12 protein-coding genes and 1 riboswitch are annotated in these 12,956 nt (G+C 36.8%); of the genes, 5 read left to right on the plus strand and 7 right to left on the minus strand.

Annotated elements, in window-relative coordinates:
* Positions 1 to 140: 140 nt before the first annotated feature.
* A complete protein-coding gene (locus F0365_RS12080) occupies positions 141 to 1,202 on the minus strand; it encodes a branched-chain amino acid aminotransferase (protein ID WP_169933924.1) in 1,062 nt (353 codons plus the stop codon).
* Between the two features lie 86 nt (positions 1,203 to 1,288).
* On the opposite strand from F0365_RS12080, the gene F0365_RS12085 reads away from it, so the two are divergent.
* The 3 genes from F0365_RS12085 (at position 1,289) to F0365_RS12095 (ending at position 4,249) form a co-directional block, all read left to right on the plus strand.
* Positions 1,289 to 1,840 carry a DUF4920 domain-containing protein gene (locus F0365_RS12085; protein WP_169933925.1) on the plus strand — a complete coding sequence of 184 codons (552 nt, stop codon included), beginning with the start codon at positions 1,289 to 1,291 and terminating at the stop codon, positions 1,838 to 1,840.
* Positions 1,841 to 2,545 (plus strand): tRNA (5-methylaminomethyl-2-thiouridine)(34)-methyltransferase MnmD, encoded by a 705-nt coding sequence (mnmD, locus tag F0365_RS12090; protein ID WP_169933926.1) that lies wholly within the window; start codon positions 1,841 to 1,843, stop codon positions 2,543 to 2,545.
* Positions 2,546 to 2,791: 246 nt separating this feature from the next.
* Positions 2,792 to 4,249 carry an aminoacyl-histidine dipeptidase gene (locus F0365_RS12095; RefSeq protein WP_169933927.1) on the plus strand — a complete coding sequence of 486 codons (1,458 nt, stop codon included), beginning with the start codon at positions 2,792 to 2,794 and terminating at the stop codon, positions 4,247 to 4,249.
* 170 nt (positions 4,250 to 4,419) lie between these two features.
* Here F0365_RS12095 and F0365_RS12100 read toward each other — a convergent pair whose 3' ends face one another.
* The 5 genes from F0365_RS12100 to F0365_RS12120 form a co-directional block, all read right to left on the minus strand.
* Positions 4,420 to 5,178: an ABC transporter ATP-binding protein gene (locus tag F0365_RS12100; protein ID WP_169933928.1), complete on the minus strand. Its 759-nt coding sequence runs from the start codon at positions 5,176 to 5,178 to the stop codon at positions 4,420 to 4,422.
* Positions 5,178 to 6,185 carry an iron ABC transporter permease gene (locus F0365_RS12105; protein ID WP_240961638.1) on the minus strand — a complete coding sequence of 336 codons (1,008 nt, stop codon included), beginning with the start codon at positions 6,183 to 6,185 and terminating at the stop codon, positions 5,178 to 5,180. Before F0365_RS12105 ends, F0365_RS12100 begins: the two co-directional genes overlap by 1 nt.
* A gap of 258 nt (positions 6,186 to 6,443) precedes the next feature.
* Positions 6,444 to 7,028 carry a hypothetical protein gene (locus F0365_RS12110; RefSeq protein WP_169933929.1) on the minus strand — a complete coding sequence of 195 codons (585 nt, stop codon included), beginning with the start codon at positions 7,026 to 7,028 and terminating at the stop codon, positions 6,444 to 6,446.
* Between the two features lie 168 nt (positions 7,029 to 7,196).
* Positions 7,197 to 8,384, minus strand: coding sequence for an NAD(P)/FAD-dependent oxidoreductase (locus F0365_RS12115; protein WP_169933930.1), 1,188 nt, complete (start codon positions 8,382 to 8,384; stop codon positions 7,197 to 7,199).
* A gap of 58 nt (positions 8,385 to 8,442) precedes the next feature.
* Positions 8,443 to 9,600, minus strand: a complete 1,158-nt coding sequence (locus tag F0365_RS12120) for an ABC transporter substrate-binding protein (RefSeq protein ID WP_169933931.1) — start codon at positions 9,598 to 9,600, stop codon at positions 8,443 to 8,445.
* Between the two features lie 126 nt (positions 9,601 to 9,726).
* Positions 9,727 to 9,943: riboswitch (cobalamin riboswitch) on the plus strand.
* Positions 9,944 to 10,106: 163 nt separating this feature from the next.
* Here F0365_RS12120 and F0365_RS12125 point away from each other — a divergent pair.
* Positions 10,107 to 12,065, plus strand: a complete 1,959-nt coding sequence (locus F0365_RS12125) for a TonB-dependent receptor plug domain-containing protein (RefSeq protein ID WP_169933932.1) — start codon at positions 10,107 to 10,109, stop codon at positions 12,063 to 12,065.
* A 105-nt stretch (positions 12,066 to 12,170) separates the two neighbouring features.
* On the opposite strand, the gene F0365_RS12130 is transcribed toward F0365_RS12125, so the two are convergent.
* On the minus strand, positions 12,171 to 12,392 hold the full coding sequence (locus tag F0365_RS12130) for a hypothetical protein (RefSeq protein WP_317169820.1): 222 nt from the start codon (positions 12,390 to 12,392) through the stop codon (positions 12,171 to 12,173).
* A 54-nt stretch (positions 12,393 to 12,446) separates the two neighbouring features.
* Between F0365_RS12130 and F0365_RS12135 the strand changes: the two genes are divergently transcribed.
* Complete coding sequence (locus F0365_RS12135; RefSeq protein WP_169933933.1) at positions 12,447 to 12,842, plus strand: nucleoside triphosphate pyrophosphohydrolase family protein; 396 nt, start codon at positions 12,447 to 12,449, stop codon at positions 12,840 to 12,842.
* Positions 12,843 to 12,956 lie beyond the last annotated feature (114 nt).

A 12,956-nucleotide genomic window follows, 5' to 3' on the forward strand; every position in this document is an offset into this window, starting at 1 on the left:
AATACGATCGTTACTATTCAGATTAATTCATTTTTACCATTCTGAATATGTCGATGCCTAATTTGTGGTGTATGGAAAGCCTGTCATTAAAAATGCCCGCTATAAAGCAGGCATTTTTAATAAAATAATTCATCTGATATTTAGATTTGAACTCTCCAGCCATGACGATCTTCAGCACGATTGTATTGAATATCTTTTAAAGCTTTCATCAATTGAGCAGCATAGGAATTTGTTAATACAGGAAGTTCGTATTTGAAATCTTCATGCTTATACCCTTTAATAGGAACAATCACCGCGGCAGTTCCACTACCAAAGATTTCTTTAAGAGTTCCATCATTAGAAGCTTCTTTTAATTCCTTAACAGAAACACGTCTTTCTTCAACAGTAATACCGTGATCTTTTGCCATTTGTATCACACTTCTACGGGTAACCCCGTTAAGAATACGGTCATTATGAGGCGCAGTGAGTAATGTGTCTCCTATTCGTACGAATATGTTCATGGTACCAGCTTCCTCCAAGTATTCATGAGAAGCAGCATCAGTCCATATAATTTGTTGATATCCTTCTTGAATCGCAAGGTTGTTTGGGTAGAAACTAGCCGCATAATTTCCAGCAGCTTTTGCATAACCTACTCCGCCATTGGCTGCTCTAGAAAATTCTGAGGCGATAACAACACGTACATCTCCTTTGTAATAAGCAAATGCAGGGGACATGATGATCATGAATTTATATTCTGTTGAAGGTGCTGCAGCAACACCATTTTCACTGGCTATCATAAATGGTCTTAGGTAAAGTGATAATCCCTCACCGTATCGTACCCATTCTTTATCAAGATTCACAAGTTTCTTAAGACCTTCTATAAAGATTTCCTCAGGAACTTGTGGCATAGCAAGACGTTTAGCACTTTCATTAAAACGTTTCCAATTGTCTTCTGGTCTGAAAAGAAATACTTCTCCAGTAGAATCTTTAAAAGCTTTCATCCCTTCAAAAATGGCCTGACCGTAATGAAATACCTTACAGCTAGGTTCAATTTGAATAGGGCCATAAGGTTTTATCTCTGCGGTCTTCCATGATCCATTGCTCCAAGTACATTCTAGCATGTGGTCTGTAAAAGTCTTGCCGAAGGTTAAATTATCAAAATCAATCTTGCTGATTTTTGATTCTTTTACCTTATCTATAACGATTTCGTGAGTAGGAGTCATGCTGGTTTATTTTTTTTGCAAATATACTTCATTAGGACTAGGAATAAATGCAAACGAATTCCTAAATTTGTTTAAATTATAAACTTATGAAACAGTTCATTATAGCAGTATTTGCATTTTTTTTATTGATAGGATGCAAAGAACAGAAACAAGAAGAAGAAATGCCGGCTATTAATGACGAGCAAGTTCAAGAAATGGCTTTTATGGATTACGGCGCTGAGTTTTCTAACAATGACGTTATCGATGCTATGGAATTAGGAGCTATGTATAAGACTATGAAAGTAGGCGACACCACAGCAGTAAAAGTAAAAGGAATTATTGCAGAGGTATGCGTAAATAAAGGATGCTGGATTAAAATGCCAGTAGGAGATGCTTCAGCGACAGTTAAATTTAAAGATTATGGTTTTTTCCTTCCTAAGAATGGTCAAGGAAAAGAAGTTATTTTAAATGGAAAAGCATTTAAAAACATTACTCCTGTAGAAGAATTACGTCACTATGCTGAAGATGCTGGAAAATCTAAAGAAGAAGTTGCAGCAATTACAGAAGAAGAAGTTACTTTAAGCTTTGTTGCAGATGGTGCTCTTGTGGAGAAGTTTGACAATCCAGATGTAGAAGAAGCTGCAAAAACAGAAGAATAAATGAAGCGTGAGATCATAACTACAGGCGATGGATCAAAAACCATTCACATGCCCGATCTCAACGAGCAATACCATTCCAAACACGGCGCCTTGCAAGAGGCGCTTCATGTTTTTATAGAAATGGGTTTAGAACATTTCTTAAAAGTCACAAATTCCCAAGCTGACTTGAGCTCTTTAAAGGGAAAGCGTTATTTTCACTTGGAGCCCCTTCAGATTCTTGAGTACGGTTTTGGAACTGGTCTTAATGCTATGCTCACGGCTCAGCAGGAATATCATATACCTATGGTTTATACCGCAGTAGAGGCTTTTCCTATCAATGAGGAAGAAGTTCTCGAGATGGATTACGGTCAGTTTTTAAAAGACCAGCCATTGTATGAAGCTCTGCATCAATCTGGCTGGGAGGAAAATCAAGAGATTACATCACATTTCACCTTGTGTAAACAGCAAAAAACTTTTGAAAAAATTGAAAATAAGGATCAATTTGACTTGATCTATTTTGATGCTTTTGGTCCGCGTACCCAACCAGAATTATGGACAGAGGCTATTTTTAACGCTGCATATAAGGCATTAAAGAATGGTGGTGTTTTAACCACTTATTGTGCCGCCGGGCAGGTGCGACGCAATATGCAAATTGCTGGATTTATGGTAGAGCGTTTGCCAGGACCACCGGGAAAAAGAGAAATGCTTAGAGCTACTAAGAAATAAGAATCAGGATGGTAAAAAAGAACAATTCATTTCAATATCCAAATACGTGGGATTGATCAATTTAACCGCCTTTATTTAAAAGCATTGTTTAGAACTTATCTAATAATCCCTTAACTTAAGTATTATCCATCCTATCAAATTTTGTATTCGATAGAGAAAATTGGATGATCATCATCAATCATTTAGCAAATACTTAAGGTGAGAACTTTACAAGTACTGCTATATTTGTAAAAATCATAAATTTTTATGTCCAAAGAAGTAAGAGAACAAGAACCGCAATTATTATGGAATCATTTTGCAGATTTAAATGCTGTTCCACGACCTTCTAAAAAAGAAGAGCGTGTTCGTGCATTTATGGTAGCATTTGGTAAATCACTTGACCTCGAAGTGATAGAGGATGCCATAGGTAATGTGATTATTAGAAAACCTGCTACTTCAGGAATGGAGGACCGCGAGAGTATCATCATGCAATCTCACCTAGACATGGTGCATCAAAAGAATAATGATACCGACTTCGATTTTCTAACCCAAGGAATTGACATGTTTGTTAAAGGGGACATTATCAAAGCTAGAGGTACTACTTTAGGAGCAGATAACGGTATAGGAGTCGCCGCAATCATGGCGGTACTTTCCTCAAAAGATATAGCACATCCAGCTATAGAAGCCTTGTTTACTATAGACGAAGAAACGGGAATGACCGGAGCAAAGGAACTAGATAAAACTATTCTTACTTCAAAAATTCTATTGAACTTAGATACAGAAGAAGATGACGAGATAGACATAGGTTGTGCCGGTGGCGTAGATGTTACAGCAACTAAAAGTTATGCATTAGATACTGTTTCTAATGAGTATGTCTCTAAAAAAATTACGGTAAAAGGTCTTAACGGTGGTCATAGTGGTATGGACATTATTAAAGGATTGGGTAATGCAAATAAAATGATCACGCGTCTTGTAGATTCCATGCAAAAGAAAGGCGCTGTTCATTTTCAGTCCTTGAATGGCGGTAGTTTAAGAAATGCCATACCTCGTGAAGCTGCTGCTGTTGTTAGCTTTCGCGAAAGCGATAACGATTCCATTATTAAGACATTTAATAATTGTAAAGAGGCTATTCTAGACGAATATAAATCTCTAGAAGAAAACCTTAGTATCACCATAGAGGCTGCAGATAAGGGTAAAGTCCTTACTGAAAGCGATAGCCGTGATTTAGTATATTGCTTATTAGGAATTTATAATGGAGTGTACCGTATGAGTCCAGATATAGATGGTCTTGTAGAAACTTCTAACAACTTAGCTCGAGTAACTTTAGAAAACGGGGAATTGCAGATTGCTTGTTTGACAAGATCTTCTGTAAAAAGTTCTAAGACCGATCTTTCTTCCAGTATTGTTGCTGTAATGAAGCTTGCAAAAATGGAAACCAAACTCTCTGGTAATTATCCAGGATGGCAACCTAATGCGAGCAGTGCCATGTTAGATATTACCAAAGCAAAATATACAGAACTGTTCGATCATCAACCTAGAGTAGTAGCCTGTCACGCAGGACTAGAATGTGGTCTTTTAGGAGAGCGTTATCCAGGGCTGGACATGATTTCCTTTGGGCCCAATATAAGAAGAGCACACAGTCCAGATGAGTATGTAGAAATCACATCAGTGCAGAAGTTTTGGAAGCTTCTTTTAGAAGTTTTAAAAGAGATTCCTAAAACTTAGTCGTTTTATAGAATATACTAAAGCTCTTGAGAAATCAAGAGTTTTTTTTTGTTAGGACATTAAACAAGCAACTATAGCTCCAAGGGGCATTGATTTGTAATTCCAGAAAAATGATAGTTCCAAATTTGTCTGGAATCTAACAGTACGACTTTTGGATGAATAGAAAATTACTACTCAAACCTAAACTCTATCTTCCCATTCTCAAAAACGACATTTTTGGAAGGAAAAATGCTTTGTAATTGGTTAGAAGCTATAAAATCGACGGTAGATTGATGGGTAATGTTACCTTTATGTATGCTCACGACTTCATCGCTTAAGGACATGGCAAGTTGGATTTCGTGCGTGGCATAAATAATTGTTTTTCCCTTTTCATGACAGTAATCTCTCAATAGCAGTAGCAAATCGGCTTTGTGATTGATGTCGAGGTGGCTGGTAGGCTCATCCATAAGTATGTATTCCGTGTCTTGAACGATAGCTCTGGCAATTAAAACTCGTTGCAACTGGCCATCACTCAAGGTCCCTGCTCTTCGGTTTTCCAATCCTTTAAGATCAAAACTCTCTAAGACTTCATTGATGATTTCACGGTCTGCATCACTAAGCTTTCCTATATAGTTGGTGTAGGGCGCGCGACTTAATTCTAATAATTCTCTAACACTTAAGAAGAAGCTAAAAGCCCTTTCGGTCAGTACTATCGAGATAAATCGGGAACGTTCTAGTGCGTTATAATCCCTCCAGTTTTGATTTTCTAAGAGCACCTTTCCGTTGATGAGGTGTTGCCCACTAGCTATGGCTCTTAATAAAGTAGATTTCCCTGATCCATTGGCTCCTATAATGGATATGAGTTTCGCTTTCGCGAAAGCGAGATCGCCAGCATACTCAGCCACAACACAATGGCCATATCCTACCTGTATGTTTTCTAGTTGAATCATTAAAAGTGTAAATTACGTTTTCTCATGATGAGCCAGATGATTAGTGGCGCACCTAGTAACGAGGTCACTGCGTTAATAGGTAAGGAATAGTTGGAAAATGGCAGTTGTGATACCAGATCGCAAAAGAGGAGGAGAGTGGCCCCTAATAATAAGACGGTAGGGATTAATATTTTGTGATTCACTGTAGGTAATAAGAGTCGGGCTAAATGTGGTACAGCAAGACCTATAAAAGCAATAGGCCCAGCAAAAGCAGTAATACTACCTGCGAGAATACTGGTAATTATAATGATGATCCAACGTGTTTTCTTAATATTGATTCCTAGACTAAGCGCATAACTTTCTCCTAATAACAAAGCATTCAATGGTTTGATGATCCAAAGTAATAAGAACATAGCAATTACAAACAACAAAACTATAATTAGTAAATCATCCCAATTGATACTTCCTAAACTTCCTAAAGACCAAAATACATAACGCTGCAATTCTTCACTACTGCTGAAGTAACTTAAAATACCTACCACGGCGCTGCTCAAACTACCAACCATCAATCCTACAATCAATAAACCCATAGTGTCTTTGATTCTAAGCGACATGAGAATAATCAATAATAATACGGCTAGACTTCCTACAACGCTTGCTGTAATGATCCCGAAACCAGAAATAGCGCCTATTCCTAGAGCTGTTGCGCCCATAATAACCAGTGCCACGCCTAATCCTGCGCCACTAGAAATACCGAGAACAAAAGGACCCGCCAGTGGGTTCCTAAAGAGCGTTTGCATGAGTAATCCTGCAATGGCAAGTCCAGCACCAGTAAGCACTGCCATGACTGCACGAGGCAATCTCAAATCAGTGATGATGTATCGTAATGTTGTACTTGTTTCTGGGTTTTCAAGGCCTAATAAGGCATCCAAAACCTGTTGAGGTCTTATATAAACGGTACCTAAACAAATGTCTGCTATAAAGAAGACTAAGAGCAGGGTACTGAGTATGATGAATTGTTTTCTCAAAGGGATAATGATAATCTCAATTTTTAAATAAAAAACGAAGGTAAGGTAGAAAGGAGCATCAGACTTTTTTATTAGGGGCTATTGTTTTCTTTAGCGATGTAACCTATATAAAGGGACTGCCTTTAAATTATAGGCGACCTATTGTTATAGAGCTTCAAATGGAACTACCAATTTTCAACAAAAAAACGCCCATTGATTTAAACATATGTTCAAAACACTGGGTGTTTTAAGGTACATATTTAATTTGTTTTTATGGGATTAATTGCTAGAACTCAGATCTACATTTAGTAGTTGCACGATACCAGTTCTGTCGTAATAAGAAAAAACCTTTTGTATTTTATCATCATCGTTAAAAGAGAAAACGATGTGTTGTCTTACAATTGTAGAACCAGCCTTACCATAAATAGTAACGTCACCATAGTACAGTACGACAACACCAACGACATTATATTGATCAGTTGATTTGTTAGTTTTAAGAGGCATAAAATCAGAGTTGTAGAATTGCATGCTTTCCACACCAGAAGTTTCCCTCCAATTTTTCCAAAAGTTGATCACATTTTCCTTTCCCTTAATAATGGAACGTGTTTCCATACCTCCATTAGGCCAGTACCATTGGACATCATTAGCAAAGTAAGTCCCTAATCCATCAAAGTTAAAGTCTTGCATGACATTCAAACTTTCTTGCACAATATCAGCATATTTTTGAGATGCTGCTTCAACTGCTGGTTGTTCTATTGTTACTTCGGCTACTTCATTTTCTTTTGTTTCTAAACAAGAAATTAAAAAAACAGAACTAAATAACAGTCCTAATGGTAACCTGAATTTTCTAGTTATCGTTTTCATTTTGTTTCCTTTTGAATAACAGTAACTTAAAGGTACTCTTTTTAAATTTATCAGTTTAAAAGAAAAGGTTTACCTGAAGGCAAATATTAATTTATCAATCATTAGAAAAGTTTAAAAGTCATATTTCAAAAAGAGTTTAAAACAAAACTTTGAAGCCATACCGCCAGTTCAATCAGCCTTATTCAAGTAATCAGCTAAAAATACACCTGTACTCGCGCAAGCTTGTAACAAATAACCACCAGTAGGCGCATCCCAATCCAACATTTCTCCGATACAAAATTGATGAGGTAGTTTTTTAAGTTCAAAATTGGTTGATACTGCGTTGAGATGTATACCGCCAACGGTTGAAATAGCCTCGTCTAAAGTTGTTGTGCTTTTTATTTCTAAAGAGAATTTTTTAATGTTTTCAGCTAATAAAGCGGTATCTAAATAAGACTCTTTAGAGAGGTACATTTTTAATAAATCAATGGCAGGAGCACTCAATCTGAGCTCTTTTTTCAGAACATCTGTAGTAGATCGATACGTAGACAATTTTATTTTAGAATAAACTTTTTCTAAAGTTAATGACGGTTTAAAATCTATATAAACAGTCGCACTTGAATTTGCTTGTAATTGTTTTCTTATTTGCGGACTCAGTCCATATATAGCGTTTCCTTCTATTCCATATGTGGTAATAACCGCTTCTCCTTTTTGAATGACATTATTGCAAGAAACAGCAATGTTTTTCAGAGGAATTCCTTCATTCTTTTTTATAAAATTAGTTTTCCAATTGATGTGATAACCGCAATTGGACGCTTGAAAAGCCTTGGTATGTATTCCCTTTTTTGAAAAAGTATCCAGCCAGCCTCCATCAGAGCCTGTGACTTTCCAGCTTGAGCCACCTAAGGAAAACACCGTATAATCTGCTGCTATAGAATGGTTATTGATCATAGCATTTCCATAATGATCCCAATCAGAAAAAGTATGCTCATATTTCATAACGACATCCTTTTCTGTAAGGTGTTTGAGAATTGCGTTAAGTACTTCAATAGGTTTGACACCTTCTTTTGGGTATACTCTTTTACTACTTCCTATATAAGTGGGGATACCTATTTGATCGAGCCAATTTCTAAAATCAGTATTGCTAAAATGACAAAGGGCGCTTGCCAAAAAATCGTCTGGTGTATACCTATGGATCAATTGCTCCACAGCTTCAGAATGCGTTAGATTAAAACCTCCTTTACCAGCAACTAAAAATTTACGACCTGAAGTTTTGTTTTTCTCATAAATGGTAACCGTGAACTTTTCAGCATCTAAAAAAGCAGCAAGTAAAAAAGCTGCTGGTCCACCACCAATAATCGCAACTTTTTTTTTCATAACGTAAGGTACTAGATATTAGAAAATCAGAAATATTTTAAGTGTCTTTTGTTATAGATTAATCTCTCAGGGGTTTAAAGAAATACAACTCGTGATCCAGAAGTAGCTCTGGGTGTAGTATTTTAACAAGGTCTTTTAAAACCAGATCTGGTCTCATGCTGGCTTCTTCGTAATAAGTCACGCCGCCCTTTGCACCTATAGTAAGTGCGTGAGTATACACCTGTTTGTTTTTAAAAGCATCAAAAAGAGCGTAGGATTTATTATCTGCTAACATTTTAGAATAACTGGTGTATTGTGCAGGTGCAATCCAGTAAGTGGCTTTACGACCGTCTATCAGTACTTTTTCTATGTTATAGGCTAGTGAGCCATTTCCTTCTGTTGCGGCATAAATATAGTCTGCTCCTGCGTCTTTTAAAATTTTCCCTTGCCAAGAGTTTCCGTAAGGCAAATACCATTGATCCTTCCAAGTCGCGCCACTTAATACTTGTGGCTTCTCCACATTTTCAATATGTTTCAAAGTGTTTAAATATTCCTTTTCTATAGCATTAAAAATACTGTCGGCTTCCTTTTCTTTACCGTACAACACTCCAAAAAGCTTGATCCACTCTGCTTTTCCTAATGGATGTTCTTCTACCCATTCCCCATTGTAGAGCACCGGAATACCAGCTTCTTCTATTTTTTGATAGGTAGGATTACTGTCATCGATGCTAAAACCCATTACCAAGTCTGGCTCCAGTAGTATAGTGCTTTCTACATTCATGAGTTGATTGGTTCCCAGTTCTTTTACTTTTCCAGTTTCGATTAAAGCTCTTATCTCTGGAGCGCTGATATAATCGGTACCTGGAAAACCAGTCAAGGATTTTTCTTCTCCTAATAACACTAGTGGCGGGATATGAGTAGTGGAAGTCAGGACTATATTTTCTATAGGAATTGGAATTGTTATTGGTGCATCTGCTTCTTGAACTAATTCCCTTCCTTGATTTTTAATCAGTTTAAAAGGGTAATTCACAGTACTTTCTGGCCATGGGTTCTTTATGGTCACGTAGTAACCGGTCTCGGTAGTTTGAATTTGGAAACCATGGGCATAATTGATCTCGATCTCTTGGTAGGTAGCACCTTCAGATCTTTCCGGTGTGTTTTTAACGATTTTGTTCTCGTTTTTACAAGATGCTAATACAGAGCAACAAATAAGAAGGTATAGAAAGGTCTTTTTCATGAGTCTTCAAAAGTAGCAATAATGATGGGTTTGAATGGCTTTCTTTCTGATTTTGATAATTTTCTTCTGTTTTTAAGTTTCTAGGGATGTTTTAATAGTACTTTCGCAGCTTTAAATATGGTTTTTTTAGTTGGATGGAAGTTAGGCTTTCGCGAAAGCAAAAAAATTAAAAGGGAATCTAGTGCAATTCTAGAGCTGTTCCCGCAACTGTAAACAAAATGTCTCTTTACATAGAGGCATCCTATTTTTGATAGGATAAAATCAATACGGCCACTGAGTCCAGGACTTGGGAAGGCGATTTTATTTTGAAGTCAGGAGACCTGCCACATTTTAAAATAAATTATTGTTCATCTTCGGGATAGAGATAGCGATGAGTTTTATGATAATGCTGGTGGGTACTGAACTTAATTCAGCACTGCCTGCATCGAGACCTTTTTTGATCGTTGTATCAATAGGATTATTATACCTGCTCCTCAAATTTCCTTTCCGAGCCTAAAAACCTAAAAATGAAAAAACAAATCATCGCCTGGAGCGCTATGATTGCAGTAGCTGTGTCGGGAAATGCACAAGTAGATTCTACTGCAACAAAACTGGAAGAAGTAATCGTTACGGCTTCGTCAAAATTTGATTTACAACGCAAAGACAGTGGTAAACCTGTCATTAAAATTACCAGAGCAGACATTGAAGCCCAGCGTGCATCGAGTATTGCAGACCTTCTAAATCAGTATGCAGGTATAGAGATTAATGGTGCTAGAAGCAATGCTGGACAGAATCAAAGCTTCTTTGTAAGAGGAGGGAACAGCCGGCAGGTTTCTATCTTAATAGATGGTGCACAAGTAAACGACCCCAGTAATATTTCTAGTGAGTTTGACTTAAGGTTAGTAGATCTCGATCAGATTGAAGAAATCGAAATTTTGAAAGGAGCTGCGAGTACACTTTATGGTGCTAATGCCAGTACCGCTGTTATCAATATTAAATTGCGTAAAGCACCTGTATCTGGTGTACGCGTTAACATAGCTTCTTTTGTAGGGACCAATAACAGTAGCCAGCAAAACACTTCTGGAATAGACGAGTACAACAATAGTGTACAACTACAAGGAACTGCTAAAAATGGTCTTACTTATGGAGTAGGGTTGAATCATCAAAGTACCAACGGACTCAGTGCTGCAGAAAGTGCTGACGAAAACGAAGTATTTGACGCTGACCAATTTGACCGCGTTAATCTTTTAAGTCGCATAGGTTATAACAACCATAAGGACTTCAAATTGAGCAGTTACTTATCTTTTGATGAGTACGTGGCAGAGTTTGATAATGGAGCCTTTGCAGATGGCGATAATGAGACTTATAGCCGTCAAATACGATGGGGAACGAACATGAACTGGAAGTACTCTGAGAAAGGAGAACTGGTTTATGCTGATGTCAGTACGCATACTCGTAGAGATAACAGGAGCAATTTTCCCTCTCTCTTCAATGCAGACGGATATTCTTTAGATCTTTATAATAAATATACGTTTGACTTATCTGAAGATTCTAGTTTAAAAACCATTCTAGGTTTTAACTTCAATAACCAGACCTATGAAGATTTTAGTATTCCATTCGGTAGTACGGCATTCGTGCAAAATGCCGATACGGACGAGGTAAATTTCCAGATTTATGACCCTTATTTTAATGTGGTCTATTTGAGTGGTACAGGCTTTAATGTAAATGCTGGAGCACGATATAATATGCACAGTAATTATGATGGGAAGTTGGTTTATAATTTAAATCCGTCGTACCGTTTTAAAGTAGGAGAAAATATATTTAAGGCCTATGCGAGTTATAGTACTGCTTATATCACGCCATCGTTGTTTCAATTATATGCGAGCGGTTTTGGAAATGAAGACTTAGCACCAGAAGAAAATGCAACTTTAGAAGCTGGAGTTTCATGGAGTAAAGACCAAACAAGTATCGGGCTTAGTGTTTTCCAACGGGAAGAAAATAATTTGGTTCAGTTTGTTACTATTGACCCAGTCAATTTTATATTTCAATATCAAAATGTGCAGGAACAATTGACCGCTAGAGGAGTGGAAATTATGGGGCAAACTATTTTATTTGAAAGATTAAACTTAACAGCCAACTACTCTTTCACTGAAAGAGATAATGTACCTCAATTGAGACGTATTCCTAAACATAAAGTAAACGCTAGTGCTAGAATAGAGGCTTTTGAAGGTGCTTTTTTAACAGCGAGATATCAATACAATCACCAACGAGCAGATGCGTTTTTTGACCTCAATACTTTTAGTACACAAAACGTAGAGTTAGAAAGCTACCAATTAGTGGATCTCGATGCGACTTATAAATTAAATTCTAAAGAAGTAACCTTTTTTCTAGGGGTATCTAATGTACTGGACGAGGATTTTCAAGAAGCAGTAGGTTTTCAAACCAGAGGGCGCAATTATAAAGTAGGAGTTCGCCTAGGGTTTTAAGAAAAAGGCGCTTATAAACGATCAAATAGTAGGCTAGCACCCCTATTTTATTAGAAAACCTAAATCAATATCCAAATAACCACTGAAAGAAATTTTAGTGGTTATTTATTTTTGCAGTCCAAACTTAATCGCAACGAGAAGCAAAATAAAAGAGATGAACCCAAGAAGCACCCAGAATACACCTTTATAATTTTTCTTATGCAACTTTTTATCTTGGAGATACATGAATGAAATAATCACAACAAATACGATAAAAAAACCTATTCCAAAATAAATTTGACCGCTGCTAAACATAGGATCTTTTACAACTAGTGGAAATACATTCATAGAAAACTTATTTTTACAAAATTACAAACCAATACTAGCAAAAGCACCATAGATATGAAGAAACAAATAGAAAGTGTCCATAAATTTCACACTGTCTTTAAACTAGGTATGAATAATAATCCTGTTGCCCATATAACAGAGCGCCGCAACCAATTGCGCTTTGAATTGATGAAAGAAGAAAATGAAGAGTATCTAGAAGCTGCTCAAAATAACGACCTTGTTGAAGTGGCAGATGCGTTGGGGGATATGCTGTATATCCTTTGTGGAACTATTATAGAACACGGAATGCAGGATGTTATAGAAGAAGTCTTTGATGAAATCCAGCGATCCAACATGTCTAAATTAGGAGCAGACGGACTACCCACATATCGTGAAGATGGAAAAGTACTCAAAGGACCTTCTTATTTTAAACCTAATTTTGAAGAGATCCTTAACAAAGCCCTCAAATAATTATATCAAAATAAGATTTGTTTTTATGCCGTTTTCGCGCCAGCTGTGCAGATCTATTAAAATACAAAAGCGAGTTATTTTTCAATAACTCGCTTTTATTATTTAGGAACCAGT

Origin of the sequence: Nonlabens sp. Ci31 (assembly GCF_012974865.1) — a bacterium.
In the GTDB taxonomy this organism is placed as follows: Bacteria; Bacteroidota; Bacteroidia; order Flavobacteriales; family Flavobacteriaceae; genus Nonlabens.

Excerpts from the sequence above, each read along its gene's own strand:
- F0365_RS12135 (WP_169933933.1), top strand. The coding sequence starts at position 12,447 with ATGAAGAAACAAATAGAAAGTGTCCATAAATTTCACACTGTCTTTAAA.
- F0365_RS12120 (WP_169933931.1), bottom strand. The coding sequence starts at position 9,600 with ATGAAAAAGACCTTTCTATACCTTCTTATTTGTTGCTCTGTATTAGCA.
- mnmD (WP_169933926.1), top strand. The coding sequence starts at position 1,841 with ATGAAGCGTGAGATCATAACTACAGGCGATGGATCAAAAACCATTCAC.
- F0365_RS12085 (WP_169933925.1), top strand. The coding sequence starts at position 1,289 with ATGAAACAGTTCATTATAGCAGTATTTGCATTTTTTTTATTGATAGGA.
- F0365_RS12125 (WP_169933932.1), top strand. The coding sequence starts at position 10,107 with ATGAAAAAACAAATCATCGCCTGGAGCGCTATGATTGCAGTAGCTGTG.
- F0365_RS12115 (WP_169933930.1), bottom strand. The coding sequence starts at position 8,384 with ATGAAAAAAAAAGTTGCGATTATTGGTGGTGGACCAGCAGCTTTTTTA.
- F0365_RS12080 (WP_169933924.1), bottom strand. The coding sequence starts at position 1,202 with ATGACTCCTACTCACGAAATCGTTATAGATAAGGTAAAAGAATCAAAA.
- F0365_RS12130 (WP_317169820.1), bottom strand. The coding sequence starts at position 12,392 with ATGAATGTATTTCCACTAGTTGTAAAAGATCCTATGTTTAGCAGCGGT.
- F0365_RS12110 (WP_169933929.1), bottom strand. The coding sequence starts at position 7,028 with ATGAAAACGATAACTAGAAAATTCAGGTTACCATTAGGACTGTTATTT.
- F0365_RS12095 (WP_169933927.1), top strand. The coding sequence starts at position 2,792 with ATGTCCAAAGAAGTAAGAGAACAAGAACCGCAATTATTATGGAATCAT.
- F0365_RS12100 (WP_169933928.1), bottom strand. The coding sequence starts at position 5,178 with ATGATTCAACTAGAAAACATACAGGTAGGATATGGCCATTGTGTTGTG.